The sequence below is a fragment of the Brevibacillus sp. MS2.2 genome (assembly GCF_013284345.1).
Classification (GTDB): Bacteria; Bacillota; Bacilli; order Brevibacillales; family Brevibacillaceae; genus Brevibacillus; species Brevibacillus brevis_C.
Window position 1 is genome coordinate 1 of record NZ_JABSUZ010000007.1, and the last position, 26,671, is coordinate 26,671.

Below are 26,671 nucleotides of genomic sequence, written 5' to 3' on the forward strand. Positions count from 1 at the left end.
AAAGGGATCATCAAAGAAAGTGAGCACCAGGGGCTTCGTACGCAAGGGGAACGAAGCTACGGCCCCTTTTATCGCAAGCTGGCTCTACCGGTTTCTGTTCGTTCAAAAGGGATGAGGGCCCAGTATCAGGATGGGGTGTTAGAAATCTATTTGATGCGTGATGGAGCTGCGAACGAACGAAAAACAACATTTAAAGCGAGCTTGTAAAAGCAGGGTGGTACTGGAAAAATCAAAAAAGAACCTGAGTATTTCTACCAGGTTCTTTTTTATTGCACATAAACAGACGCGATGATATAATCAAATCACGACTGTTTTTAATATGTAGTCATAGATATCGCATCTTACACTTTAATCGTAACATGCTGGCGAACTCTTGTCAAATGTTTTTTCTCAATTTAATGGTTAGGAGAGATATTGAATGAGTTCATTGGTTCTCGGTTTTCAGGAAATGGATAAAACGCAGCTTTTGCTCGTTGGCGGAAAAGGGTTACATTTGGGGGAATTGTCAAAAATTCAAGGAATACAAGTGCCGGAAGGATTTTGTGTGACAACAGTAGGTTATCAAAAAGCCATCGAACAAAACGAAGCGTATCATGCTTTGTTGGCGCAACTAACCATGCTAAACGTACAAGATCGAGATCAAATTGGTGAAATCTGCAGGAAGATTCGACAAATCATTATGGAAGTAGAAATTCCTTCCGATGTTGTGAAAGCCGTTACGCATTATCTCTCCCAATTCGGAGAGGAGCATGCTTATGCAGTGCGTTCTAGTGCCACTGCTGAAGATTTACCACATGCCTCTTTCGCAGGACAACAAGACACCTATTTAAATATCATCGGCAAAGAAACAATTTTGCAGCACATCAGCAAATGTTGGGCTTCCCTATTTACGGATCGTGCGGTAATCTACCGGATGCAAAATGGATTTGACCACAGTCACGTTTATTTATCGGTTATCGTTCAAAAAATGGTTTTCTCACAGGCTTCCGGGATTTTATTTACCGCTGATCCCATTACATCTAATCGGAAGTTGCTATCCATCGACGCCAGTTATGGACTTGGAGAGGCACTGGTTTCTGGCCTGGTATCTGCTGATTGTTATAAAGTACAGGAAGGGGAAATCGTCGATAAGAGGATAGCAACCAAAAGTTTGGCTATCTATGGACGAAAAGAAGGCGGAACAGAGGCACAGCAGATCGATCCTGACCAGCAAAAGACCCAAACACTTACTGAACAACAAATTTTACAACTGGCACGCATTGGAAGACAGATCGAAGCTTATTTTGGTTGCCCACAAGATATCGAATGGTGTTTGGTTGATGACACTTTTTATATTGTCCAGAGTCGTCCAATTACGACTTTATACCCCATCCCTGAAGCGAATGATCCAGATAATCACGTCTATGTATCTGTTGGCCATCAACAAATGATGACTGACCCCATGAAACCATTGGGACTGTCTTTTTTCCTGTTAACGACTCCTGCACCTATGCGCAAAGCGGGTGGAAGGTTGTTTGTTGATGTTACAAATATGCTCGCTTCACCTGACAGCAGACAACTCATATTAGATACTTTGGGACAATCCGATCCGCTTATAAAAGACGCGCTTATGACCGTAATAGAGCGAGGAGATTTTATACAATTGTTACCAAACGATAAAAAAGAGCAGAGTCCCGGTCAAAGCAATCCAGGTATGTCGGCTTTGGGTTTTCAAGAACAATTCGAAAACGATCCGACAATTGTTTCTGATTTGATTAAGCGCATGCAAATATCGATCGAAGAGTTGAAGCATAACATTCAAACGAAATCAGGACCGGATTTGTTTGATTTTATTCGAGAAGACATCCAGCAATTAAAGAAGATTTTATTTGATCCACAAAACATCGGTGTAATAACGGCTGCTATGAATGCTTCAAAATGGATCAACGAAAAAATGAATGAGTGGTTGGGGGAAAAAAACGTAGCAGACACGCTTTCTCAATCTGTGCCAAACAATATTACTTCGGAAATGGGGCTGGCGCTAATGGATGTTGCAGATGTCGTTCGTCCTTATCCAGAAGTAATTGATTTTTTACAGCATGTAAAAGAAGATAACTTTTTGGATGAACTGGTTCAGCTTGAAGGTGGACAGGAAACGAAAGACGCAATCTATGCTTATCTCACGAAATACGGAATGAGATGTGCCGGAGAAATCGATCTTACGAGAACTCGTTGGAGTGAAAAGCCAATGACACTTGTCCCCATGATTCTAGGTAACATCAAAAACTTTGAGCCGAATGCTGGCAATCGGAAATTTGAGCATGGGCGACAGGAAGCCTTGGAAAAAGAACAAGAGTTAGTAGAGCGATTGAAGCAATTACCGGATGGTGAACAAAAAGCAAAAGAAACAAAACAAATGATCGACCTCATCCGGAATTTCATCGGGTTTAGGGAATATCCAAAATACGGCATGGTGAATCGCTACTTCGCTTATAAGCAGGCTTTACTAAAAGAAGCCGAACAACTCGTACAAGATCGCGTTATTCATGACAAAGAAGATATATACTATCTCACTTTTGAAGAACTTCACGAGGTCGTACGCACAAACAAATTGGATGATGAGATCATCAGCAAGCGAAAAGACGATTACAAGTTTTTTGAAAAATTGACTCCCCCACGTGTAATCACGTCAGATGGTGAAATCATTGCAGGCGAGTACAAAAGAGAAAATCTGCCTGCCAATGCGATTGTAGGTCTACCTGTTTCTTCCGGAGTTATAGAGGGGCGAGCACGAGTCATCTTAAACATGGAAGATGCTGATCTTGAAGAGGGAGATATATTAGTCACCTCCTTTACGGACCCTGGCTGGACACCGTTGTTTGTATCCATAAAAGGTCTGGTCACCGAAGTGGGTGGACTGATGACCCATGGGGCAGTTATCGCGCGTGAATATGGCTTGCCAGCAGTTGTCGGTGTGGAAAATGCTACCACTCTGATAAAAGACGGGCAACGAATTCGCGTGAATGGAACAGAGGGGTATATTGAAATATTGTAGTCAGGGGGCCTCGTGCCTCCTTTTTTGTTTCGTTTTCAGCCAAAATAAAAACAGTGTCAATGGAAAGACATTAACACTGCCGGGATTAGATGTTCCCAAACATCGGTTGATCGACGACATTGGGGTCCAGTGTATTCGTTGCGTTTACACCATTGAGCGTGTTGACGACGTTACCTGTGTTGCCGCCTCCTGAACCGGAGAATGTCTTGGCGGCTGTTTTTGGCGATATGTTGAGCGTATCTCCGAAGTTAACTGTACCCGAATTATTATTGATATTGACAGCTCCAATGACAGAAGGCACAGCTTACCCCCTCCCTCCAGTTTTTGGCTCTTCTCGGAAAATGTGACGAATATTTACGACTCGTGTTTCGAGTTTTATGGATTCGTTCGAACCAACATGGACAACGGAGGATCCTGCTAAGAAAGGGACTTCCACTTTTCGAATGAAAATGTACGGGCAGTCGTGGAACGTATCGATGCAAATCGGATCTGAGAGACTAGGGGGAGTTAAAGGAACGGAAAAGGCCGAGTAATTCTCAAACATAAATTCATTTTCATAGAAGATGGCCTGCTCACGTTGGACAGCTAATATGTTTGCGACAGCATCAATCTGCCGCGAATCACCTATTTGCAGAACAGATGAGGTATCGACCGAGAGAACATCCAGCTTACGGACATGACTGGTCCTTCGGTACATGGTGACAACCCTCCTTATGAAGCAGGCAGCGCAGTATCAATCGGGATCGTGGCTCCGACAATCATTTTTTCGGGTGGCGTTTCATAAATCGCTCTGAGGTCTACTGTCTGTGTGTCCCCAATAAACAAGGAAGCGGCAGAAGTGAGAGCACTGACAGAGACCTTCTTTACACAAATGGCTTCGTTTATCACTTGATACCTCATCATGGTTCGTTCACCTCACGAGGCAAATTTTTCACGAATGTTTCGCAGGTCTTGTTGATATCCCGTTTCACTTTTTGGACCGTATTTTGCACGAAAGCATCGAGCTGCTCTGGTTCTAGTTCATCGGTAGGGAGCTCGCTCAGGTAATACCTAATCCGTTGATCGATCTGCTTTTTAATGTCATCCAAGATAAAGGCACGATAATTGTTATCCAGTGGATAGTTGCACTCTGTTTCGATTCTTTCAAGAACGAGGTAGGCATCTTGCTCTAAGTATTGATAAATTTCTTTCTGGACACGATCAAAAAGTGGGGCATTGCTTTGGTGCGGATTAGGGACATCCATCGATTGATTGATGGAAAAATCACCGATTCCTGCATCATTTCCTTTCGGGTTTAAACCGATATTGAGAGTCCCTTCCAGTCGCTCAACTTTTAGCAGGTCGAATTTGTACTCGTTTTTGATGACGGAAGGAATCTGTTTTTCCTTGAGATCATTTACATCTTGCTGCAGCTGTTCAATCATTTGCTTCAATTTCTCGATCTTATCGTTTTGCAATTGTATATAGTCATGTAACTGTTGAATATACTGCATCATTTCGGGATCCATGTACATGACGACCATCCTTCTTCATCTAAGAGTGCCAGAGCGAACAGGTGAAGGCTGAACCAATGGAATGAGGGGCACGAATTCTTCCGCACCGGTTGAGGGTAGAGGTCCCACCTGTGGTGCTGGCTCTGTGAATCCGCCGGTGTTGTACAGCTTGGAAACGGGCTTGATAATCCCTGCGCTTCCTATTTGGCACACCGAAGAGTTGCTTATGCCTTCGATCTTGAGTGAATTGATGACGATATGTTGCGTCACAAAAAAATTCATGCGAAATCTCGTCCCTTTGCCCTGAAATCGTTCGTTTCTTCTACAAAAAGTGGAATATCATTATCGGGTTGTTCATTGACGTAGACGACGCTACGTGGAATTTTAAAGGACAGATTGGTACCAGAATTGAATGATCCTCCACCCGCGAAGGTTTTGGCATAAGTGGTAGGTGCGATTTTACGGACGTCTCCGACATTGAAAACGCCGCCCACGTTGTTTACATTGATGACTCCAACGAATGCTGGCATGTTCGGCACATCCTTTTGGGAGAGATCCTCTCTGTATTGTATGTCGTAGGCCAGTGGGTGTTCATACCTGTTTTTGCGACCGAACTCATGTGAGCAGCATACGATGTATAGATAGGCGCGAGTTTTAGGAAAAGGAGAAAAAGTTCCATGAATATGAAGGTGACGAATAAAAAAATAGACGTCGGTGATTTCAGCTTTGGTGGCGTAAATAAGTCGTCGATTGTGCTGATTGGGGACACCGATGTCCTGTCTTGCTACTCTATATTTGATACGCCGCCACACGCCGTGATTTATTCCCCCCAGGTCCCTCTCCAGCCGTTAGACCTTGGTTTGCGAAGAGGGTAGAGGTGTTTTTTACGTGTTCGCGTATTTCGTCTGGTAGTGGCTGAGAGCCAGCAACGGCCAAATCCAACGATAGCTGTGATAAGCAAAGTAAGTGCCGCCAGGACGTCCCCCGCCAGTCGGGTAGCGAGTTGTCCAGTCATTTGCTTGATTGTGAGTGAGCAAATAGCGAATCCCTCGTTGAAGCTCTGGTGTCGGGTTTGATGATACGGCTATTAATGCATCGGTTGCCCATGCTGTCTGCGAGGGAGTACTTGCTCCGAGGGGGACGTACGTTTTTTTCTGATCGCTTTGGCAAGATTCTCCCCAGCCGCCGTCGGGATTTTGGTTGGCAACCAGCCACGCAACCGCTTTTTGAATGGCGGGATCAGTAGGGGAAAAGCCAATCGCCATCAGTCCGGTAATCGCAGCCCATGTACCGTATAGGTAAGCAATTCCCCAACGTCCATACCAGGAGCCGTCGGACTCTTGATGTTTGAGAAGCCAGCGGACTCCTTTTTCTACATGGGGGTCAGTCAATGTTCGGCCGGCATAGTTTCCAAGTAATTCCAAAGTCCTCCCTGTCAAATCGGCAGAGGAGGGATCTGTACTGACGGTATCGGCTCCTTCGATCGGCAGGTGGCGAATGAAATCAGCATCAGTATTTCGTTCAAAAGCAGGCCAACCCCCATCGTCGTTTTGCATGGATAATAGCCATTCGAGACCGCGATTCCAAGCGGCTGCTGTTGTGATATCCGTACGGGCAAGATGGCGCAGAGAGCGCAGAGCAGCCGTCGTATCATCAATATCCGGGTTCATGGTGTTATAGTCAGAAAAGCCCCAACCGCCAGGCTTTCCTTTTGGATTGCGAATTTTCCAGTCACCGTACGTATGCTGCTGCTTTTGGAGCAGGTAACGATTTGCTTTTTGAATCGCGGGATGTGTGGTAGAAAGTCCACTTTTTTGCAGAGAAGAAGCCAAGAGTGCCGTGTCCCAGACGGCTGAGGTAGCTAACTGCAAATGTGCGCCGTTTTCATAATCGTAGACACTATTCGTAAGGCCCTGCATCGCTTTTTGGATGAGAGGGTCTTTCGGAGAATAACCGCGAGCAAGTAACGCAAAAATCATGAAAAAGGTGGAGGTCGAATAATTGTACAGAGTACCGTCCGGCTCGATTCGCGCGAGGATGTATTGTTCCAGGCGCCGTAGGGCGAGCTTGTGCAGTTGCCCGGGTAAAAAGGGGAGACGCTGTAAGGAATCGTGAATGGTGGCGAGGAACGCTTGCCCCTCTTGGAGGAAATTCTCTAAGAATCGATGTGGATATAGCCCGCGAGTGATAGGTGTATCTGCATACAGATCGGACAAGTCTGGCGCATCGTCAGGCTTTTTTACATATTTGCGATCAGCCACAATCATCATGGGGGCAAGATGGACTCGTGCGTACCCGACAAAATCATAAAAGCTGACAGGGAAGCTCGGGGGCAATAGAGCAATCTCGACGGGAACGAGAAAATGCGGTGGCCACTGGTATTGGCCGGTCAAGGCTGTAGAGAATTTGGTCAGCATGTTCGCTTGTGTCAGCCCACCCTTTTCCAAAATAAACGAGCGAGCCAGAGCCATTCTCGGTTCGTCCTTCGTGTATTTGCCTGATAGCAGAAGGGCGTAATACGAATCAATCGTCGTAGATAGATGGCCTTCATGCTCGTCAGGGTACAGCTTCCATGCCCCATTATCGTGTTGGAGAGACGTGATGTGAGCAGTGAGCTTCTCCATCAAACGCTCATCATGAATACCCAGCGTGCGCAATAGGATGATCATGTGAGAATCTGTCATTGGTGAGCTTTCCAGACAAAAGCGCCAAGTGCCATCCTCTTGTTGGCGCTGTAACAAAAAGGCTTGAATGCGGTTAATTTCTTGCTGGACTTCACGCAACTCATTCACCTCCCGATAAAATACGTCGCCTGAGGAAGAGAGGGGGAAGAGCATCGGTGGGTTTCTCGTGGTACCAATACGCATCTCGCTTGCCGCTTGCCAAAAATCTGGGGAAAGTCCGTACGGCGACAGCAGCACCATTGCCAGCACAAGATCAAAAGACGGTAGAGCGGATTAGGCAGGAGACGCTCGCCCACAACCATGACAACATAGACAGAACGCGCGCCTATTTGTCGTTTTATCAAAAGCATCCACAAATTCATTGGGCGCTATTGGCCCATCTCGTATCGCGCAATGCGGGATGGAGTATGACCGATTTGCGGGGAGAATTATTGCCTCGCTTGCTACGAACAAAAGAGCAGCAGGATTATTTTTCGTTTTTGGAGCGGGGAAATTGGCTGATTTTTCACGATGCGTACCCTCAATTGTTACTGTATGAAGAGAGTGTCAGGAGACAGACCAACCTTTTTTATATACTTCCTCATCTGGGCGTCTCTACTTTCATGCAGGCGATCTGGAATCATTTCTGGAAGACCACCGACAAAGAGCTGCTCACCATTGGCTTGATTATCAATGAACAAAACTACTTGGAAGAACAGGTCATGAAAGAACCGGCCTATCAAAATTCAGTTGTCCGCACAATCCCGTTTGCCCTACAGGAGCTTTTGCAACTGAATATGATCTTGTTTCCCCATCGGACAGTGGCTGATGAACAGGGAAGCTCCTTGCAGCTCGCGGGTGAGCGAGTGTTTCATTTTGCCTCTTTATTAGAGAGAATCAGCTTGGGAAAAAGGCTGTACAGTCTGCTATTCGGGGGCCAGAAAAGGCAGGAGGCAGCGTACACTTGGGCATTGGAACAGCCACACACAGGTTCGCGAAAAGATTATTGGCCCCATCTCTTTCACGATGTGAATAATACAGATCCTGGCAAGCCTTATCAGGTAAAACTAATGAACTGTCAGCTACGCTCAGAGGCAAAACGGATGTTTTCCCCAACGCTGCGTCAAGTTTGGAGACCTGTGCACCATGATCCGCCAAAGGAGTTAGATTGGTATAAAAGCAAGAGTGACGTATGGCGTGTGCTGACTCAAGCAGAGGAGACAGCAAATGTAGCAGAGATGAGTGAAGCGTACTGCCAGGTATTGACAAAAATCGAGTGGGCTGTCGCAGCCAGAACGAGAATACTTAGCTAACTTGTAGTAAAATAGAGAGGAATCCAAAACGTTATGATCATGGCAGAAGATGATAGGTAGATTTGCTTAGAGAGTTTTAGAAGGAGCGATTATGATTTGAAGACACTCATTATTGCGGAAAAGCCTGACATGGGACGAAATATTGCCGCCGCAATAGATCCTAAAGCGAAAAATCACCGCACCTATTTAGAAGGTGAAAAATACATTATTACGTGGGCAATCGGGCACTTAATTGAACTGGCGGAACCGGAGGCGTACGACCAAAAATATAAAAAGTGGAACATCAATGATCTTCCTATCATTCCCGATCCATTTAAGCTGGTGCCCAATCGGAAAACATTCGATCAGCTAAAAATGATCGGGCAGTTGGCCAAACGAAGTAATCTGCTGATTAATGCATGCGATGCCGGGCGGGAAGGTCAACACATCTTTTCGCTCATTCAGCGACATCTAAAATTGAGCCACCCCGTTAAAAGACTGTGGATCTCAGACTTGACACCTGAAACGATCAGGAAAGGATTTGCGGAGATGAAGGATGCCGCAGCCTATGAAAACTTAACAAGAGCAGCAAAAGCGCGTAGTGAAGCTGATTGGCTAATCGGGATGAATGGCTCACGTGCATTTACAACCAAACATAACGTGCTCCTTTCTGTAGGAAGAGTACAGACACCCGTCCTTGCTCTCATTTATGATCGACAGAAACAAATAGAGGCTTTCTCATCGGTTACGTTTTATCAAGTGGAAGGGCATTTTTCACAGGGGGAGAGGACGTACAAGGGTCTTTGGCAAGGGGAACGCTTAACCGATCCATCCAAAGCAGAAATGTTGGCTCGAAAAGTGAAAGGAAAACAAGGGCGGATCGCATCCTATGAAGTAAAGGATACGAAGGAGTATCCTTTCAAGTTGTATGACCTGACATTGCTGCAACGTGAGGCCAATGGCAAATACGGCTTTTCCGCCAAGAAAACCTTGGATGTAGCACAGGCACTCTATGAAAAACACAAGGTGATTTCTTATCCGCGGACGAATTCCAACTATGTGACAGAGCAAAATATTCCCGAAATGCACAACACCCTGTCGTCCTTGCAAGGCACTGGATATGACGACCTGGTAAAGGGTGCAAACCGTAGTTTGGTTCATAAAGGCAACAAATTTATATGTAATCCAGCAAAAGTAGACGACCACCATGCTATCCTGCCGACAAATCGTAAGGCTTCAGGGCTTACGCCAGATGAGCAGAAATTATACGATTTGATCGTTCGCCGCTTTCTGTCACAGTTTTATCCGCCAGCTGAATATAAGATGCATACGGTCATAACCGATGTAGAAAATGAAAGGTTTAAAACGTCGGTGAAAGAACGGAAAAGTCTCGGTTGGAAGATTATTTATGCCGATCAGCAAAAGGAAAAGCCCAAGAATGGGAAAGGTGCGGCCAAAGAAGAAGATAAAGAAGAGATTGAAGTGAACGAGCCTTTTATCATTCAGCCTGATGCCAGCGTAGTATGCTCGGATGCGATGGTAAAGGAGAAAGAAACACAGCCGCCCAAGCATTTTACGGAAGGAACGCTTCTAAAGGCCATGGAAAGCGCAGGCAAGCAAATCGAGGACGAGGAACTGCGTGATGCGATGAAAGAATCGGGTCTGGGAACCCCGGCAACTCGTGCTGCTACTATCGAACGACTGAAAAAGGTCGGATACGTTGAGATGCAGGGGAAAAGGGTTCAACTTACCCTAAAAGGGCGTACCGTTATCGAATTGATTAGGGGAGCAGGTATCGAACTATTAACCTCTCCTGAAATGACGGGGCATTGGGAGCGACGCTTGAATGAGATCTCCCGTGGGACTGCCTCCGACGGGCAATTTATGGAGAATGTGAAGAAATTCGCTACGATGATCGTCGAAAAGGTTCGCGTACAAACTCGTGCTGAGAAGACCTTGTTTGAGAGTGAGGGTACGACTCGGAAAGGAGCTTCGAAAACAAAAGGACGAGCTGGCGAGCGAAGTACAGGCAGATCAGGTGGCAGGAATGCCACAACAAAGACTTCAACTCGAACGGTAGCAAAGACCGCGAGTACAACTTCGAGTATCATCACCAAATGTCCACGACCGGGTTGCGGAGGCTCCATTTTCATGGGACGCAAAGGCTACGGTTGTTCGAATTACAACGTGGGCTGTAAATTCGTCATATGGAAAGAGAATTATGGACGTATGCTGACGGATACACAGATTAAAGCACTCATTGAAAAAGGCAAAACGGGTAAAATGAAGCTTGAACGTCAGGACGGGACACCATTTCAAGCAAAGCTTATCTTAAAAAGTGTAGAATCGGGCGAACTTACTTTCGAGCCATAATGTAGCCAATAAAAAAATAAATTTATGAAACTTACTTGCGTAACCATCGTAAATACAGGTATAACGGAGGCGGCACATTTAGGCCGAACTACCTAGCACGTACTTAAGGAGGAATAATCCATGTCCATTTTTAAAAGACTGCGTGATTTGACCATGTCCAATTTGTACGCTTTGATTGAGAAAGCAGAAGATCCAATCAAAATGACAGACCAGTATTTGCGTGATATGCAAGAAGACTTGAATGAAGCAGAAAAAGCGGTTGCCGCCCAAATTGCTTTGGAAAAGAAATTTAAGGTGCTGTACGAAGAACAGGAAGCCTTGGTGAAAAAGCGTGATGAGCAAGCTCATATTGCAGCACAAGCTCAGAATATCGATCTGGCTCGACGAGCTCTGGAAGAAAAGAAAGCCGCCGAGCAAAAAATGAACGAATACAAGGACAGCTACGAGAAAAACAAGCTGGCAGCCGATGGATTGCGCGAGAAGCTGGCTGAAATGAAAAAACAGATAACCGAGCTGAAAAACAAGCGTGAAACATTAGTTGCCCGCGTCAATGCAGCTAAAGCGCAAAAGACGATCAATCAGGCGATGGGTAGCTTCGACACGAACTCGGCTATGTCTGGCTTGAAACGCATGGAAGAAAAAGCACTGCAAATGGAAGCAGAAGCAGAAGCAAGCGGCGAGATTTACAAAAAACAGAGCTCTTTAGATGATGAAATTGCAAAGCTGAATAAGGATCAAGCCGTTGAGGACGAACTGGCTGCTCTGATGAAAAAATATGAGGGGTAAACCGCTTCAGGCGGTTTCCCTTTTTTTCAGACCTTACACACCTTGACGAAAGTGGAGTGATTCGCTTTGACGTGGACAGAAATACTAGGGATGCTGGTTTGGACAGGAGCCGGCGGCGTTTTGCTTTTTGTTTTGATGTGGATCGATTCATTGTTTACGAAATACAAGGACATCACGGAAATCAAAAATGGAAACATCGCGGTCACGACGCGTTTTGTCATGAAGCTGTTTGCGCAAGGATATATCTTATCGCAATCTATCATTACCTCCAACTTATTGTGGACAGCGCTGCTCGTTTCTGTGCTCTCATTTATCATTCTGTTCCTTTTGGAGAGAATCGTGGAATGGCTGTTAAAACAAGTGGCCGGACTGGACCTGGAAAAAGGGACGCAGGAAGGAAAAGTGGCACATGCCATGATGGCTGGTTCATTCCATCTCGTGGGTGCCTTGATTTTGGCTGCATGTCTGTAAGACGTGAAAGGGAAGGGAGTACAGCATGAGTTTGATGAAGCGAATCCAAAACATTTTTGCCAAGCATGAGCCTCCTGCACCGGAGAAGAGCATCCTGACGGTGGGACCGGGTGATGTGGTCGATGTATCGCTTGTTACCTATCAAGTAATCGGGAAGGCGAGCAATGCGAGTCGCAAAGCCACGATGCTTACGTTGCAGGATGGAACGACTATTCGCTACCTGTACATCGAGGAACGGGAGAAGATTGTCTATCATCTGTATAGCGTGATTGATGGACGACTGGATTCAATAGACGAAGTACCCACCACAATTGAGATGGACGACGTCACCTACCATTTGGAGGAGCAATATAATGGCTCCGTCCATACTGTGGGGAAAGCGCCCTTTCACACTTCAGGAGAGCAGTACATCTGGCAATTCCAATCGGATCAGCGCCAATTGCTGCGAATCGAGTGGCAGGATGGCCGTTTCATGCTCTATGAGGGAGAAAGTGTTCTGCCAGCGGATGTGCAGGTACTGCGCGGCACATAGAGAGGAGGGACAAGTACATGCCAAATCCATGGATGAAATCAATCAAGCTCCTGCTGATTCCGGCGTTGTTCCTCCTTACGCTAGCGGGTTGTGGCAGTCCTGCGGTTGGCGAGACATATCCGCTTGAATCTGTCTCAACCAAGGACAATGGACAGTCGTCACGCATCTATCGTGCGGAAGACAAGACTGTACCGGAAGTAGCCTTGGAGCTGGCGGAGCAGAATACGCCAGATGAAATCTCCAAAGAAGATCCGCAGCATATGTTCCTCATTTATCCGGACGAGATATACCATTTGCAGCAAGACGCTGCCAAGCCGACGGATACGTTGATCGAGGTCGACAGCAAAGAGTACGTCCGGCAAAACTACGATTCTTCGTTTTTGCAGGGATACATTGTAGCCAGTGTACTGGATGATTTGTTCGACGGGCTCAAGAAAAGTACAAAGGGCAGCTATCGTGGCTACTCTAGCAAGGACATTTACAAGCCTTCCGGAACGTATCGTGTGCCCACAATCGAGGACAAAAAAGTTGCGCCGCCGATCACCAAAGAGGGTACGGGAAGTATTTTCAAACGAAGTAATGCGAAGAACACGGATGGTACGGTAGGCTCTGACGGCAGCCTTTTCAAGAAGCAGGCGGAGTCATCTTCCAGCGGTAGTTCAGGTAAAATTATTCGTTCCTCCAGCGGACAATCGTCGAAGTCGAGTGGATCTGTCTCATCCAAACGCTCGAGCTTTTCCCCGCCGAAAAGCAAATCGCCTCCACGAACGAAGGTAGGGGGCTCTGGGCGAATTACAAAGCGCCGATAACTGTAAAAAAACAGGAGAAACGAACCACCCCCAAACGATTTTTGCAGCTCGTTTGGGGGTGGTTTTGTTTTGCAAATTAGCGCTGCTTGGTCTCTACCGTATACACCACGTCTTCATTTTGATATTTGTACACATACAAGTAGTAACGGCCAGGCATTACTTGATAATGGGCACTTTGCAGATTTCCCTCTATCTCTTGCGGGTACGCTACAGGCTGATCTTGATTTCCCTCGTGGAATAGCATCCAAGTCACACCTTGTCCCTGCTGAGGGTTCAGAGAAATACGTATTTCTTCTGGCTTATCTACTTGGAAGGCAAAGATATCTTGCCAGTCGTTTCCTTTCATGTCACCTGAAACAGTCGTACCTATCGGCAATGGACCATTTGCTTGTTCAGTAGAATCATTGCTCTCGTTTTCTTGATAGAGTTGCTCTTGCGGGCGATCTTCACCCGTAACCAATAACGCAAACGGTTGGTCCACTTGCTCTGTACGATACGTATAAGCAGTCACATAGTAAGTCCCCGGTTTCGCATCAAATGATCCGATCAGCTTGTTACCTTCACGCTTGGTGGGATAGGAGATGTAGTTCTCTCTATCGGACTCATGGAATACAAGCCACGCCACGCCATCCCCTTGCTTCGTTTCCATCTCAACTTGAAGCTGTTGGGCTGATTTCACATCGAGACGGAACTCCTGATTCGGTTTTTGTGGATGGATGATACCGGTGATCGGCTTACCTAATGAAATAGACGATTCCTCAGGATTTGGATTTGGCTGTTCCGTTTCGGAGCCATCTTCTTGAGCCAGCTTCCCGTGGAACACGACATCATAGGCAAAGCGTCCATCTTTTGTCGTACGATAATTGGTGAAGTAGCTCGTAACCGTGTTATAGCCATTCCAGGAAAGATCCGATAGCTCCTTGAGGAATCCATCTGTGAGGCGGTTCATTTCTTGCCAATCCTGATATTCCCCTTGGGAAGCTCCTCCCGTATAGACCCCACGCAACGTGAAGCTGCGGAATTCTTCAGAGTCTTTTTCATCTGTTTTTACATCGGTCAGAGCGGCAGCCTCTGCGATTTTACGATAAACCTCTTCTTTGCTCGTTACGTCCACTTTTTGTAAGTAATCATCTGAAACGAGAGGGACATCCAACTCTTCATATTGGTCGATCAATTCTTCTAAGGTTTCTTGATAGCCACGTTCAAGAGCGCGATCACGGCTGAAATCTTCGATCAAGTCATCATAGGCAGATACATCATTGGAACGGATCGTATCATTGATTTTATCCAGACGAGCAAAATCATTCTTGAACAGATGGTACTGAAGCGCGAATGAATAGTCGTAGAATGCCAGGGTTCCGTATTTGGCACGCATCATATCGGCTGCTGTGTAATCGAGATAAGGCGATGCATTTCGGATATTGCCTACAACTGATTGGCGAGGCTTGATTCCTTCTGTTCGGGTAGCACCTGCGAAAAACTCAGCTCCGCCTTCTTCATACCAAGGCAAGCGGCTGTTTTCATAAATCTCTCCCTGTCCCCACATGCCCGGCACTTCATATCTGCCTTGCAAATAATGGACGAATTCATGACGGAACAGCTCTTCCAGACTGTAAATGCTTTGTTCTTTTGTCCGATCGTAGGTGAAGAAAGTACCTGTACCTTCAATGTAGATACCACCATTATCTGTGTCGTATCCGTACAAGAAGCGATTCATTTTATATTCATCAGGCGTATTGTAGATGACAATGGTCAGTACATCATCCGGATTACCGCTCTCAAGCTCCTTGTCATTCCCGATGACACGATGAAATTGTGCCTTCACTTCCTTAGATGCCCAATACAAGCGCTCAACCTGTTCTTCTGTTAGCTTATCTCCCGTTTTGAACACAACCGCTCCGTCATCAAAAGTAAATTGCTGTGGAAGATAATGCTTTTTCCCTTCTTTTTTCATTTCCTCGAGGTCGATTTTTTTACCATTGGCATCCTCGCCATATGTTTCCGCGATTTGTTGCGCGGCAGTGAAGTATGGCTCGCTCCACTTTTTATAAGTTTTCATCGCTTTCGTCAATATGTCATTGGCTTTGTCTGGATCACTGTAGTAGCTTCCCAATTTCCCTGTGTAATACAAGGCATTGTTCGTTAACCATACGTGATCAGCGGAAGTCTCACCATTTTCCGCCATGTCAAAAATGGGGTCGAGAAATGCATCGATGTTGCTTTCCAGCTCATCTCTTTCTGAATCAGCGACTCCCCAAATCAGAACATAGCCAACACCTTGGAGGACGCTGTAAAAAGCCTCGCTTGCTTCGCGATCATCTGACCATTTATCCCGATTGTCGTTAAAGTCCTCCATTACTTTTGACAGAAGGCCGATTGTCTCAGAATCAACAGTCGTGTTGCTGATTAATTTTCCCGTAGAACTAATGATTTCATTTTGAGTCTTTGTACCTAAGGTGAAATTGGGATTGGTAGTTATTGCTTGAAGTGCTGGAATAATCTTTTCCTTATACTTTGGCTCCATCAAATATTTTAATTCATCATTGTAATACCCCAAGTAATAACCCGAACGCAAAACCTCTACATATGTATGTATGCCTTGCTCGTCATCCTTGGTAAAGTTCTTACCACTTTCTTGCAAGGCATCGATGATGGCCTGAACACGCTCCCGATCCTCATAAAATTCCTGGGTGTCGTCGTTGTAAGTAAACAGCTCAGGGATTTGCGTCCAACTGATTTCCTTCAACAATTCAACAAGCTCTGAATTGTCCAATGTTTTCAGATGCGAGATGCTGTACTTCTCCTGTTTGGCTGCTTGGCGCAACTGACTCTTCGACATGTTTTCCTGAACCGGTGTATGACCAAGCTGCGAATCATTGGGCTCTTGAGATGGGCTTGGCAGCGTGCTTTTGGCTTGAGCTGCTAGTGGCAAGCCTGCCGCTACCGTTGAAATTGCAATTGATCCTGCTGTTACCATGCTAATCCATGAATGATTCATTTCTTTTATGACTCCTTTTCAGTCTTTTTGGCAGTAGAAGTGAATATTTTATAGTATCGGTATCCAACATGAAAATCCTTACAAATAAAACAAAAGATGAGGGAATATGGCTCTTTTTTCCTATTTGGCAAAAAGAAAAGAATGTCTAGAGAAGTAGCTTTGTAAGAATGAAAGGAGAGCGACTTTTGTTTGCCTATGACGAAAACCTGATTGTTGATCGACAAAAGAAGAAGGGATGTGCATCCAGCATTCGACAGTCTTTGTTAGCAGCATTGGCTATGATTGACATTGGGAAAGCACAGATAGGTGAAATTGGCGGAGGGGAGTGCTAGAAGATGCTGGAAAAAATTCTCGAACTGCGTTCACGATCCATGGCCATTACACAAATTGCCAAAGAGTGTGGTTTAACGATCGGTCAAGTTAAGTATCTCCTGCAAAAAGACCGTGTGAAGCCAGTGACACCACCTCCCGCTAGAACAGAATTAGAATGGCAATTGCCTGCGTTTTATGGTCGGGACATTGTCAAAGTCATGACACAAGGACCGACTGTGTTATTTATCTATTGGGAGATCACTTGGCCGCGCATGAGAATGGTCGCATCGTACCTGCAAGCCGATTATCGTCACATCCAGAAAGGCTTGCGTTTGTATGATGTAACGGAACGGTTATTTGATGGAAAAAATGCGCATTCCGTCCGAGATGTGCTCGTAGATGAAGAGGCTCATTCCTGGTACGTGAAAGATGTAGAGCCAGGACGTACATACATTGTTGATTTTGGTTTATATGAACACAATCGGTTTTGTCCGATTTTACGCTCGGAAACGGTAGTTACCCCGCAGAATTCAAAAGCTGGCTGGGGGGAGCCGTTAGTTGAGCCTGTCCACGATTCAGCTACACCCTCCTGGTTTGAGAACTTTTCCTCCTACTCGTTGTATACCAAAACATCAAATAAGTGAGGTGTCATTTGTGCACAAAGGTTATCTCTCCCTCGTGTTGCATGCCCATCAGCCTTATGTCCGACACGGGGATCGGGACGATCGCCTGGAAGAGCGCTGGGTGTATGAAGCCATGCTGGAATGCTATCTTCCCTTGCTCATGGTTTTCGACAAGCTCCTCTCAGACGGCATCGCTTTCCGTATGACCCTTGCTCTTTCTCCGACATTACTTTCCATGCTGGATGATGATCTGATCGTGACACGCTTTCGCACACATCTAGCGAAGACCGTTGAATTGGCCGGGAAGGAAGTCAAACGAACCGCAGCTCAACCCCAAGAACACCGTATCGCCAAAATGTACGTGGAGCGTTTTCGAAGCATCATTGCCTATTGCCGCAAGTGGGATTTTCAACTAATCAAGGCCTTTAGGCATTTCGCGGATAGTGGATGCCTCGAACTCATCACTTGCGCAGCCACACACTCCTTTTTGCCCTATGTGGAAACAGAAGAGGCGATTCGAGCTCAGCTTCAGGTGGGTATCGATACACACGAGCGGATTCTGGGAAGGCGTCCGAAGGGAATTTGGCTGCCAGAGTGCGGGTATACACCTGGACTGGATCGCTTGCTGAAAGAGGCAGGGCTTCGGTATTTCTTTGTAGACAGTCACACGATAGAGCATGCGACGCCTTTACCTCGCAGAGGGGGGTTCGCTCCCTTGTTCACGCCGCATGATGTAGCTGCCTTTGCCCGAGATGAAGAAGCTTCTCGCCAGGTATGGAGCTCGAACGATGGATATCCAGGGGACTATGACTATCGTGAATACTACCGGGATATTGGATTTGAAAGGGAGATGAGCTACATCGAGCCGTACATCCATCCTGATGGCATACGGGTGCGTACTGGTTTGAAATACTATCGGATCACCGGAAAAGAAGGGGATAAAGACTGGTATGAGCCAAGCTGGGCGCGGGAAAAAGCAGCGTCACATGCGGGACACTTCCTGTATCACCGAGAGCGTCAAGTGGAGGAAGCTAGTCACTGGATGGATCGTATGCCGTTGGTCGTCGCCACTTATGATGCGGAGCTGTTTGGGCATTGGTGGTTCGAGGGTCCGCAGTTTTTGGATGACCTCATACGGAAAACGGTTTGTGATTCAAAAAAAGTGAAATTAATGACACCATCAGAATATTTGGAGAAGTATCCAGAGCAGGATCGCGGTCACTTGCCTATGTCTACATGGGGAAGAAATGGCTACGGAGAAGTCTGGCTGAACGAGAACAATGGCTGGATATACAGGCATCTGCATCAAGCAGAGCGGGAACTGATCGGAGCGATTACGACCTTTTCTGAGCAGAAAGGAGATCAACTTTCTTTACGGTGCCTCAAGCAGGCTGCACGCGAATTGATGCTGGCCCAAAGCAGTGATTGGGCGTTTATTTTAGACGGTCAAACGGTCACCCGGTATGCAGTGCAACGCGTTCATGACCACTTGGTTCGCATGCGGGCCCTCTTGGCGATGTATCGAGAGCATCAACTGGATGATGAAACAATTACACAAGCAGAAGCTGACTTTCCGGTCTTTCCTGACTTGGATATCACGTTCTATTTGCCTAAACAAACGCATAGAGTGAACGTATCGCGTCAATTGGTTGCGGCTACGCAAGATCAATCTTCGACAAAAACAGTGTTGATGCTTGCATGGGAATTTCCCCCTCATGTGGTAGGGGGGCTTGGTCGTGCTGTCTACGATCTCGCTAGGCATCTTGTCCAGCAAGGAATCGCGGTGCATGTGCTGACGCGTGCGACAGATTCATGCTCCATAGATGAGACGATGGAAGGGGTTCACGTACACCGTTTGCCTACGTACATACCCTCCGAACAAACTGACTTTCTGGCATGGGTGTTTCAACTAAATTTGGCGATGGTCGATGCTACCTCCCAGCTCTGGTCACTCGGGGTGCGACCAGATGTCATCCACGCTCACGATTGGCTTGTCGGCTGGGCTGCGATCGAACTGAAACAGAGGTACTCTCTTCCGCTCGTCAGCACGATTCATGCTTTGGAACATGGTCGGCATCAAGGCATTCATACACCGTTGCAGCAAAGGATTCATGAGTGTGAACGTACGCTAACACAAAGCTCTGACTCGATGATCGTTTGCAGCAAGTATATGGAGTCGGAAGTCATGCGGCTGTTCGGAACACCATCCTCCCAATTGCGGGTCATTCACAATGGTGTCGATCTGATTCCCCTACCGGATGTAAATCGGGAACAGCTTCGGCAGGAGTTGGCATTAGGCGATGGACCGGTCCTCTTTTTTATAGGGCGCTTGGTCCAGGAAAAAGGTGTTCACCTATTGTTGGAAGCCATGGTAAGGCTGCACAATGAGTTTCCGCATGTGATGTTGCTTGTAGCTGGCAGAGGACCGATGCAAGACGAGTGGAAGCAGTTGGTTCATCAGATGGGACTTTCTGAGCAAGTCCACTTCTTGGGTTTTGTAGACGACGCAAGGCGAAATAAGCTGTTCGCCTTGGCTGATGTGGCGGTATTCCCGAGCTTGTATGAGCCTTTTGGAATTGTTGCACTGGAAGCGATGGCTTTGGGTACGCCAGTTCTTGTTGCGGATACGGGAGGGCTGAGGGAGATCGTTCGCCATGGAGAAAACGGCGCCATGATGTACACAGGCGACCCGGAATCGCTAACGAATCAACTCCGCTGGCTATTACGCGACCCTGATCAGCGGCATCAACTGGCCCAGACGGCTATGCGAGATGTTAAACAGTTTTATAACTGGACTCTTCTGACTAGTCAAACCATCGATCTATACCGTTCACTTGGCGTACCCGCGGAAATCGGCATGACAACATAGATTGCAACGATGAAGGAGGAAGAAAAGAAGATGAAGGCAGTAATCATGGCTGGAGGAAAAGGTACACGACTACGTCCGTTAACATGCCATACGCCAAAACCAATGGTGCCACTCTTAAACCGGCCTTGCATGGAGTACACGATTGATCTATTGAAAAAGCATGGGATTACAGAGATAGCAGTGACACTCCAGTATCTGCCTGATGTCATCCGCGATACGTTTGGTGATGGATCTCGCTACGGTGTTTCGCTCGCCTATTTTGAAGAAACAATTCCTTTGGGCACGGCAGGCAGCGTGAAAAACTGCGCAGATTTTCTCGATGAGCGCTTCGTCGTGATCAGTGGGGATACGTTGACAGACATCGATTTGTCGGCAGCCATACGTTTTCATGAGCAAAATAACGCATTGGCTACGTTGATTTTGACTCGTGTAGAAACACCGCTGGAATTCGGAGTTGTCATGACAGATGAGGGCGGACGCATTACCCGCTTTTTAGAAAAACCGAGCTGGGCGGAGGTTTTTAGCGATACGGTGAATACCGGGATATACGTCTGCGAGCCCGAGGTCTTGTCTTATATAGAAGAAGAGCGGGAAGTAGATTTCAGCAAGGAAATTTTCCCGTCCTTTTTAGAAGCAGCAAAGCCTCTATTCGGATATGAGGCAAGCGGTTATTGGTCTGATATTGGCTCTTTGGAGGTTTATCAGCAAGCCCAGTTTGATTTGCTGGATGGACGCGTACATCTCGAAATAAAAGCACAGGAAATCGCACCGCGCATTTTCTTGGAGAATGATGTTCGCATCGATTCATCGGTTCGTTTGGAAGGCCCTGTCTATATCAGTGAAAATGTACACTTGCAGGCTGGAGTTGCCGTTGGTGCTTATTCCATTCTGGGGAAAAATACCGTGATTTCTTCTGGTACGAAGCTGTCCAGGACGATCATTTGGGAAAACAGTGTCATTGGGAAAAAAACAGAGATCACAGGAACGACCCTCTGCCGCAACACCCGAATAGCAGATTGCGTACAACTCGGGGAAGGGGCGGTCATTGGAGATCAGTGCCTCATTGGGGCGAAGTCGGTGGTAAAGGCAGGGGTCAAAATTTGGCCAGATAAGGAAGTCGGGGAAAATGCGACTGTCACCACCTCTCTCATCTACGGTGCCAAGCAAACCAAAAATTTGTTTGGGACGCATGGAATCAAGGGCATTGGCAACGTTGACATCACGCCCGAATTCGTTACAAGACTTGCTGCTGCCTACGCGTACTTATTACAAGCGGGGGATAAAATTGCGCTCTCGGCATGCGCACACCCATTTGCTCAACTATTGAAGCATAGCATCATGACGAGTTTGTGCTCCTCCGGAATTGATACAGTCGATCTCGGGATTGGCAATTCCCCCTTGATTCGATACGGCGTGCGCTCCTTGGATTGCCAAGGCGGCATTCATATTTATATGGCAGAGCCAGTCGATGATAAAGAGATTGTCATCCAATTCATCGATCATGCGGGCTTGCCGATTTCTCGTGATAGGGAACGCAAAATTGAGAATGCTTACTGGCAAGAGACGTATGTTCGCAACCTGAATCGATTGGGAGCACTGAAAGTCGAGCATCAAGTACAAGAAGCTTATCTTCACGCTTTAGTCCAGCAGTTGAATGTATCGTCCATCCAGCGTCAGCGTTTCCATCTGCTGATCGATTGTGAACAGCGTTTTTTTCCGACTTTTCTTGCGCCACTCATGCATGCACTGGGAGTCAGTGCCCATTACAGTTCCATACAAGAAGGTATTCGTAAAAAGGGAGCGGATTTAGGGGTTCGACTCGATAAAAATGGCGAGCAATTTACCTTGTTTACCGAGCAGGGAGAGAAGCTCGCAAACGAACAGATCACGGCTCTGCAACTGCTGGCTTGCAGTGGTCAGCACCGGCGCATCGGTCTTCCTGTGAGTGCACCGATTGAATTGGAGCATATGGCCCAGCTATTGCAAATGGAGGTTGTACGGACCAAGGTCTCTCCACGTTCCATGATGGAGGTATCGAGCGAGCAGCGCTTTCATCCGATGTTTGATGCTGTGTACAGCCTCATGAGAATTCTTTCGTATCTCGCTTCTGAAGAAAAACCGCTCAGCGTTTTGCTTGATCTGTTGCCAGCTTGCCATATGGAGAAAAAGACTGTCTTTTGTCCATGGGCAGCAAAAGGGAAGGTCATGCGCAGAGTGATGGAAGAAAACAAAGGCAAGCTGCTGGAGCTCGTCGATGGAATCAAGGTATACGATTCGAACGGCTGGGTGCTGATTTTACCTGATTCAGAGGATTCGCACGTAAAAGTGATTTCGCAAGGGGCGACGGCAGAGACCGCAGCTACGCTTGCTTCTTCCTACGCGAGGCGAATTGCCGAATATCAGTTTCACGAAAAAGAGAGAGATCGACAGCCTATAACGAAAAGGACGTGAAGGCATGCCGAGACCGCTCGTCGTCGGGAACGGAAAACTGCTGATTAATTTTGATGACAAGCTGCACATGCGAGATCTCTATTTTCCGTATGTTGGTCAGCTAAATCATGTCGGGGGACACTTTAGCAAGCTAGGGATATGGGTGCAAGGTCGTTTTTCCTGGCTGGATGAAGACGGCTGGACGCGGAAGCTCGGATACGGACAGGAGTCTTTGGTGACAGATGTTCATGCGCATCATGAACATCTGGGCATCTCCTTGCAAATTGCAGATGGGGTGCATCAGCGAGATCCGATTTACTTGAAAAAGGTGTGCGTTCGGAATTTGACGAGCGAGGTGCGGGAGGTCAGGCTGTTTTTTAATCACGATTTCAGCTTGAATGAGACGGAGGTAGGGGATACCGCTGTTTTTGAGCCCATCCTGCGCACCATTTATCACTACAAGCGCAATGTGTACATCATGGCGAATGGAAAAACGGATACGGGTGGGATCGATCAATATAGCGTCGGGATCAAGCGGTTCAACTATGCGGAGGGGACCTGGAGGGACGCGGAGGATGGTCTTTTGTCCGGAAATCCGATTGCACAAGGCTCCGTAGATAGTACAATCTCTTTTTCCCTCATCCTGCAACCCCAAGAAGAGAAGGCACTCTTTTACTGGATGTGCATTGGTGAATCGTATGAGGATGTTAAAGTATTGAACCAGTATGTACTTGAAAGTGATCCGGAACGTTTGCTCAGTCGGGTCGCGGTGTATTGGCAGCGTTGGGTCAATAAAGAAGAGCGGGACTTTGCTGATCTTCCGGCAGAGGTTGTCAATCTGTACAAGACCAGCTTGCTTCTCGTGCGCACGCAAATTGATCAGAACGGAGCTATTCTCGCTGCGAATGACTCGGATATTCTCCAATTCAATCGCGACCATTACAGCTACATGTGGCCAAGAGATGGGGCATTAATTGCGAGTGCGATGGCGAAAGCGGGCTATACGGGAGTGGTCGCACCATTTTTCCGATTTTGCGCGGACGCCTTGAATAAGGAAGGGTATTTGCTACACAAGTACAATCCAGACGGGTCTGTCGGCTCCAGTTGGCATCCGTATATGGTCGACGGAGAGGTTCAGCTCCCGATTCAGGAGGATGAGACGGCGCTCGTGCTGTACGCGCTCTGGGAGCAATACAAGAGCGGCAAGCAAATTGAAGACTGCCAGGCGCTCTATCCCACGCTGGTTCGTCCGGCAGCTCGCTTTTTGCTGGCGTATGTCCATCCAGAGCTGCAGCTCCCAAAACCAAGCTACGACTTATGGGAAGAGCGACGGGGAATTTTTACGTTTACCAGTGCTACGGTTTTTGCAGGCTTAATGGCTGCGGCTCGTTTCGCCCAGTTGTTCGGGGATGATCGGCGGTACAAACGCTACGCAGAAGGGGCAGAGCGCATTCGTGAGGCGATGGAAAAACATCTGTACGACCCTGAAATCGGGCGTTTTTTGCGTGGGATTTATGTAAGATCAGATGGGAGTATCGAAAAAGATTTCACGGTGGAGAGCAGCTTGTTCGCCTTGTTTGCGCTTGATGTGTTTTCTGTAGATGATCCGAGAGTGGAGCGGACCATGGAAGCTGTCAAAAAGAGTTTGCGGGTAGATACTTCGATCGGTGGAATTGCTCGCTATCAAGGGGACTACTATTTCAAAAAATCACATGACACGGCGAAGGTGCCGGGAAATCCATGGATCATTTGCACCTTATGGGTGGCTGATTGGGAAATTGCCAAAGCAAAATCACTCGATGAACTCCAAGAGCCAAAGAACAGACTGGCCTGGGTCGTACGCCATGCTCTACAAAGTGGCGTGCTATCCGAACAGCTCGATCCGTATACAGGTGCTCCCGTATCCGTTGCACCGCTGACATGGTCGCATGCTACTTATGTTGCCACTGTTTTGCGTTATTTGGAAAAGGTGAATGAGTTGCGGTAACGAGGGGAGAGATGAGGAGATGACAACGATCCGTTTCGGTACGGACGGTTGGCGTGACATAATCGCAGATGGCTTTACTGTCGAGAATGTCCGCATTGTCGCACAAGCCATCGCCAGCTATACCAAAGAAATCGGACAACAGGAGCAGCCTGTTTTGGTCGGGCACGACACGCGGTTTTTGGGGAGACGCTTCGCGGAGGAGGTTGCAGCAGTCCTGACCGCAAATGACATTCGTACCTATTTGGTGAACGAAGCAGCACCAACGCCTGCCGTAGCCTTTGGCGTGAAGCATTTTGCAGCGAGTGGCGCAATCATGATCACGGCCAGTCATAATCCACCCGAATATAACGGTATCAAATACATTCCAGAGTATGCTGGACCTGCAACGCCTGCGATCACGCAAAGATTGGAAGAGTGGATCACCGAAACCTGCCAGACGAAATCGGTACGCACGATTTCCCTCGCGGAAGCAAAGGCCCGCAAGCTGCTGCAAGTCATTGTGCTGCGTCCTCATTACGAGGCGCATCTTAGACGGATGATAAACATGGATGTTTTGCGAAACGCTTCCTTGTCCGTCGTTGTCGATGCCATGCATGGTGCAGGTATGGGGTATGTGAGCGGTTTTTTATCAGAGGTGGGGGTGAAAAACGTCGGAATCCGAGAAGTCCCGGATGCGGCATTTGGAGGAGATTTGCCCGAGCCAAACGATCAGCATTTGCATTTGCTAAAAAAAGAAGTCGTAGAACGCCAAGCCTCTCTTGGTCTTGCCAATGACGGGGATGCGGATCGCTTCGGAGTCGTCGACCGCTTCGGACAGTACATCACGCCAAACGAAGCACTCGTGCTCCTAACCTATCATTTGCGAAAAAATCGTGGCTTGACCGGACGGATTGTCAGAACAGTAGCAACCACGCATCTATTGGATCGGATGGCTGAGCATTATGGTCTTGAACTGGTGGAGACGCCGGTCGGCTTCAAGTACGTAGGGGAGGAAATGCGCAAAGGTGACGTGCTCATCGGCGGAGAAGAAAGTGGCGGGGCCAGTATTCTCGGTCATATCCCGGAGAAGGACGGCGTACTCATCAATTTGTTGCTCGCCGAGATGTGTGCGTATGAAAACAAAGGAATCGATCAAATATTGCGAGATGTATACGAGCAGTTCGGCGAGCTGTTCCATACGCGGCTTGATATGAAATTGCCGGAAAAAGATCAATGGGTACAGCAAATGATCGCCAAGCCACCTGCACTCATTGGCCCTTATCAGGTTTTGGAGATTCAACGAGTGGACGGGGTCAAGCTGTTGCTCGAGGAAGGACATTGGGTCTTGATCCGTCCGTCTGGCACAGAACCGTTGGTACGCATTTATTGTGAAGCAACGAATGCGACGGCTTTACAGAAGCTTCAAGATGCGATTCATGAATGGTTTTTGGAAATTAATGTGTAGATTCCGAAGGGGAGAGCCTGCATGGATGTGCCAGGTTCTTCTTTTTTTAAAGGCTTCTGTTATGTGGCTGCGGTGAAGAGAAGAATATTTCCAGTCTAGGCTCCAGGCTCCGTCCTGCTGGGGGGTGAGACTGTCCGCTCCGAAGGTATTCGCGGGGAAACGCAAAAGTGGTAGCCGCTACGTCGCGTGGGCACGTTGCGTTTCTTTTGCCCGCTCATCCCTTCTCCGCTGGGTCGGACTCCACAAGTCGCTACGTCTGGAAATATTCTTCTCTGTTGTAACTTGTTACATTCTTCAATCTTTTAAGGATTTAAAAACCCGTTTAACACGGAAAGCTCGTAGAGGAAACAGGAGAAAAAAGCGAAGATCTTAGGGACACCGACCGAGGCGCAATGAAAAAAAGGGAAACAAGCCCTTAGCGTCCACCTCTGAGATACCCCTAGAATGGACGACTTTGGACGCGGGTTTCACTTTTTTTCATGGAGCAGGGCAGTCAATCCCACAGAGGGTGGACCTAGAATCTGAGCGTTTTCTCCTGTTTCCTCCCCAGCACTA

23 protein-coding genes are annotated in these 26,671 nt (G+C 47.3%); 15 read left to right on the forward strand and 8 right to left on the reverse strand.

The genetic code is table 11. The annotated features are described in order from the left end of the window. Positions 1 to 207, forward strand: a 207-nt coding sequence (locus tag HP568_RS07955; RefSeq protein ID WP_173628812.1) for an Hsp20/alpha crystallin family protein, incomplete at its 5' end; no start/stop codon positions are given. 211 nt (positions 208 to 418) lie between these two features. Next, the gene (ppsA, locus tag HP568_RS07960; protein WP_173628813.1) at positions 419 to 3,034 is read left to right on the forward strand and encodes a phosphoenolpyruvate synthase; all 2,616 of its coding nucleotides are present in this window, start codon (positions 419 to 421) and stop codon (positions 3,032 to 3,034) included. A gap of 85 nt (positions 3,035 to 3,119) precedes the next feature. On the opposite strand, the gene HP568_RS07965 is transcribed toward ppsA, so the two are convergent. From HP568_RS07965 to HP568_RS07990, 6 genes are read right to left on the reverse strand one after another with little or no spacing between them, the layout of a single operon-like run. Then, the gene (locus tag HP568_RS07965; RefSeq protein WP_007717765.1) at positions 3,120 to 3,335 is read right to left on the reverse strand and encodes a spore germination protein; all 216 of its coding nucleotides are present in this window, start codon (positions 3,333 to 3,335) and stop codon (positions 3,120 to 3,122) included. A 3-nt stretch (positions 3,336 to 3,338) separates the two neighbouring features. Continuing rightward, positions 3,339 to 3,731, reverse strand: a complete 393-nt coding sequence (locus tag HP568_RS07970; RefSeq protein WP_048033726.1) for a spore germination protein GerPE — start codon at positions 3,729 to 3,731, stop codon at positions 3,339 to 3,341. A gap of 14 nt (positions 3,732 to 3,745) precedes the next feature. After that, entirely contained in the window at positions 3,746 to 3,937 is a 192-nt protein-coding gene (locus tag HP568_RS07975) for a hypothetical protein (protein ID WP_053079609.1), read from the reverse strand. Further along, positions 3,934 to 4,542: a spore germination protein GerPC gene (gene gerPC, locus HP568_RS07980; protein ID WP_254551076.1), complete on the reverse strand. Its 609-nt coding sequence runs from the start codon at positions 4,540 to 4,542 to the stop codon at positions 3,934 to 3,936. The genes HP568_RS07975 and gerPC overlap by 4 nt, the downstream gene beginning before the upstream one ends. A 21-nt stretch (positions 4,543 to 4,563) precedes the next feature. Next, positions 4,564 to 4,809, reverse strand: a complete 246-nt coding sequence (locus HP568_RS07985) for a spore germination protein GerPB (protein WP_048033724.1) — start codon at positions 4,807 to 4,809, stop codon at positions 4,564 to 4,566. After that, entirely contained in the window at positions 4,806 to 5,057 is a 252-nt protein-coding gene (locus HP568_RS07990; protein ID WP_173628814.1) for a spore germination protein, read from the reverse strand. Before HP568_RS07990 ends, HP568_RS07985 begins: the two co-directional genes overlap by 4 nt. A gap of 147 nt (positions 5,058 to 5,204) precedes the next feature. On the opposite strand from HP568_RS07990, the gene HP568_RS07995 reads away from it, so the two are divergent. Further along, on the forward strand, positions 5,205 to 5,402 hold the full coding sequence (locus HP568_RS07995; RefSeq protein WP_048033723.1) for a hypothetical protein: 198 nt from the start codon (positions 5,205 to 5,207) through the stop codon (positions 5,400 to 5,402). Positions 5,403 to 5,411: 9 nt separating this feature from the next. Here the strand turns inward: HP568_RS07995 and shc are convergent, their stop codons facing one another. Then, complete coding sequence (gene shc, locus HP568_RS08000) at positions 5,412 to 7,394, reverse strand: squalene--hopene cyclase (RefSeq protein WP_173628815.1); 1,983 nt, start codon at positions 7,392 to 7,394, stop codon at positions 5,412 to 5,414. Between shc and HP568_RS08005 the strand changes: the two genes are divergently transcribed. The 6 genes from HP568_RS08005 (at position 7,367) to HP568_RS08030 (ending at position 13,453) form a co-directional block, all read left to right on the forward strand. Next, positions 7,367 to 8,503, forward strand: a complete 1,137-nt coding sequence (locus tag HP568_RS08005; protein ID WP_173628816.1) for a DUF2515 domain-containing protein — start codon at positions 7,367 to 7,369, stop codon at positions 8,501 to 8,503. The two genes, shc and HP568_RS08005, sit on opposite strands and share 28 nt — an antisense overlap. A gap of 96 nt (positions 8,504 to 8,599) precedes the next feature. Then, positions 8,600 to 10,855 (forward strand): type IA DNA topoisomerase, encoded by a 2,256-nt coding sequence (locus HP568_RS08010; protein ID WP_173628817.1) that lies wholly within the window; start codon positions 8,600 to 8,602, stop codon positions 10,853 to 10,855. A 120-nt stretch (positions 10,856 to 10,975) separates the two neighbouring features. Beyond that, a complete protein-coding gene (locus HP568_RS08015; RefSeq protein WP_048033710.1) occupies positions 10,976 to 11,641 on the forward strand; it encodes a PspA/IM30 family protein in 666 nt (221 codons plus the stop codon). Positions 11,642 to 11,707: 66 nt separating this feature from the next. After that, entirely contained in the window at positions 11,708 to 12,112 is a 405-nt protein-coding gene (locus HP568_RS08020) for a DUF350 domain-containing protein (protein WP_048033709.1), read from the forward strand. A 25-nt stretch (positions 12,113 to 12,137) separates the two neighbouring features. After that, positions 12,138 to 12,644 carry a DUF4178 domain-containing protein gene (locus tag HP568_RS08025; RefSeq protein ID WP_048033708.1) on the forward strand — a complete coding sequence of 169 codons (507 nt, stop codon included), beginning with the start codon at positions 12,138 to 12,140 and terminating at the stop codon, positions 12,642 to 12,644. Between the two features lie 17 nt (positions 12,645 to 12,661). Further along, complete coding sequence (locus tag HP568_RS08030; protein ID WP_048033707.1) at positions 12,662 to 13,453, forward strand: DUF4247 domain-containing protein; 792 nt, start codon at positions 12,662 to 12,664, stop codon at positions 13,451 to 13,453. A gap of 76 nt (positions 13,454 to 13,529) precedes the next feature. On the opposite strand, the gene HP568_RS08035 is transcribed toward HP568_RS08030, so the two are convergent. Further along, positions 13,530 to 16,451 (reverse strand): collagenase, encoded by a 2,922-nt coding sequence (locus tag HP568_RS08035; protein ID WP_173628818.1) that lies wholly within the window; start codon positions 16,449 to 16,451, stop codon positions 13,530 to 13,532. Positions 16,452 to 16,618: 167 nt separating this feature from the next. Here HP568_RS08035 and HP568_RS08040 point away from each other — a divergent pair, with 167 nt between their 5' ends. The 6 genes from HP568_RS08040 to HP568_RS08065 are packed head-to-tail and all read left to right on the forward strand — an operon-like array spanning position 16,619 to position 26,116. After that, the gene (locus HP568_RS08040; RefSeq protein WP_173628811.1) at positions 16,619 to 16,783 is read left to right on the forward strand and encodes a hypothetical protein; all 165 of its coding nucleotides are present in this window, start codon (positions 16,619 to 16,621) and stop codon (positions 16,781 to 16,783) included. A 3-nt stretch (positions 16,784 to 16,786) separates the two neighbouring features. After that, complete coding sequence (locus HP568_RS08045; protein ID WP_173628819.1) at positions 16,787 to 17,407, forward strand: DUF4912 domain-containing protein; 621 nt, start codon at positions 16,787 to 16,789, stop codon at positions 17,405 to 17,407. Positions 17,408 to 17,417: 10 nt separating this feature from the next. After that, entirely contained in the window at positions 17,418 to 20,255 is a 2,838-nt protein-coding gene (locus HP568_RS08050; protein ID WP_173628820.1) for a 1,4-alpha-glucan branching protein domain-containing protein, read from the forward strand. A gap of 30 nt (positions 20,256 to 20,285) precedes the next feature. Then, positions 20,286 to 22,706 carry a sugar phosphate nucleotidyltransferase gene (locus tag HP568_RS08055; RefSeq protein ID WP_173628821.1) on the forward strand — a complete coding sequence of 807 codons (2,421 nt, stop codon included), beginning with the start codon at positions 20,286 to 20,288 and terminating at the stop codon, positions 22,704 to 22,706. A 4-nt stretch (positions 22,707 to 22,710) separates the two neighbouring features. Continuing rightward, positions 22,711 to 24,672, forward strand: a complete 1,962-nt coding sequence (locus HP568_RS08060) for a glycoside hydrolase family 15 protein (protein ID WP_173628822.1) — start codon at positions 22,711 to 22,713, stop codon at positions 24,670 to 24,672. Between the two features lie 19 nt (positions 24,673 to 24,691). Then, entirely contained in the window at positions 24,692 to 26,116 is a 1,425-nt protein-coding gene (locus HP568_RS08065; protein WP_048033701.1) for a phosphoglucomutase/phosphomannomutase family protein, read from the forward strand. The last annotated feature ends 555 nt before the right edge of the window (positions 26,117 to 26,671 follow it).

What these genes read in the sequence shown, in the direction of transcription:
- ppsA (WP_173628813.1), top strand. Translation starts at nt 419, where the DNA reads ATGAGTTCATTGGTTCTCGGTTTTCAGGAAATGGATAAAACGCAGCTT.
- HP568_RS07970 (WP_048033726.1), bottom strand. Translation starts at nt 3,731, where the DNA reads ATGTACCGAAGGACCAGTCATGTCCGTAAGCTGGATGTTCTCTCGGTC.
- HP568_RS07975 (WP_053079609.1), bottom strand. Translation starts at nt 3,937, where the DNA reads ATGATGAGGTATCAAGTGATAAACGAAGCCATTTGTGTAAAGAAGGTC.
- gerPC (WP_254551076.1), bottom strand. Translation starts at nt 4,542, where the DNA reads ATGGATCCCGAAATGATGCAGTATATTCAACAGTTACATGACTATATA.
- HP568_RS07985 (WP_048033724.1), bottom strand. Translation starts at nt 4,809, where the DNA reads ATGAATTTTTTTGTGACGCAACATATCGTCATCAATTCACTCAAGATC.
- HP568_RS07990 (WP_173628814.1), bottom strand. Translation starts at nt 5,057, where the DNA reads ATGCCAGCATTCGTTGGAGTCATCAATGTAAACAACGTGGGCGGCGTT.
- HP568_RS07995 (WP_048033723.1), top strand. Translation starts at nt 5,205, where the DNA reads ATGAATATGAAGGTGACGAATAAAAAAATAGACGTCGGTGATTTCAGC.
- shc (WP_173628815.1), bottom strand. Translation starts at nt 7,394, where the DNA reads ATGCGTATTGGTACCACGAGAAACCCACCGATGCTCTTCCCCCTCTCT.
- HP568_RS08015 (WP_048033710.1), top strand. Translation starts at nt 10,976, where the DNA reads ATGTCCATTTTTAAAAGACTGCGTGATTTGACCATGTCCAATTTGTAC.
- HP568_RS08025 (WP_048033708.1), top strand. Translation starts at nt 12,138, where the DNA reads ATGAGTTTGATGAAGCGAATCCAAAACATTTTTGCCAAGCATGAGCCT.
- HP568_RS08030 (WP_048033707.1), top strand. Translation starts at nt 12,662, where the DNA reads ATGCCAAATCCATGGATGAAATCAATCAAGCTCCTGCTGATTCCGGCG.
- HP568_RS08035 (WP_173628818.1), bottom strand. Translation starts at nt 16,451, where the DNA reads ATGAATCATTCATGGATTAGCATGGTAACAGCAGGATCAATTGCAATT.
- HP568_RS08040 (WP_173628811.1), top strand. Translation starts at nt 16,619, where the DNA reads ATGAAAGGAGAGCGACTTTTGTTTGCCTATGACGAAAACCTGATTGTT.
- HP568_RS08045 (WP_173628819.1), top strand. Translation starts at nt 16,787, where the DNA reads ATGCTGGAAAAAATTCTCGAACTGCGTTCACGATCCATGGCCATTACA.
- HP568_RS08055 (WP_173628821.1), top strand. Translation starts at nt 20,286, where the DNA reads ATGAAGGCAGTAATCATGGCTGGAGGAAAAGGTACACGACTACGTCCG.
- HP568_RS08060 (WP_173628822.1), top strand. Translation starts at nt 22,711, where the DNA reads ATGCCGAGACCGCTCGTCGTCGGGAACGGAAAACTGCTGATTAATTTT.
- HP568_RS08065 (WP_048033701.1), top strand. Translation starts at nt 24,692, where the DNA reads ATGACAACGATCCGTTTCGGTACGGACGGTTGGCGTGACATAATCGCA.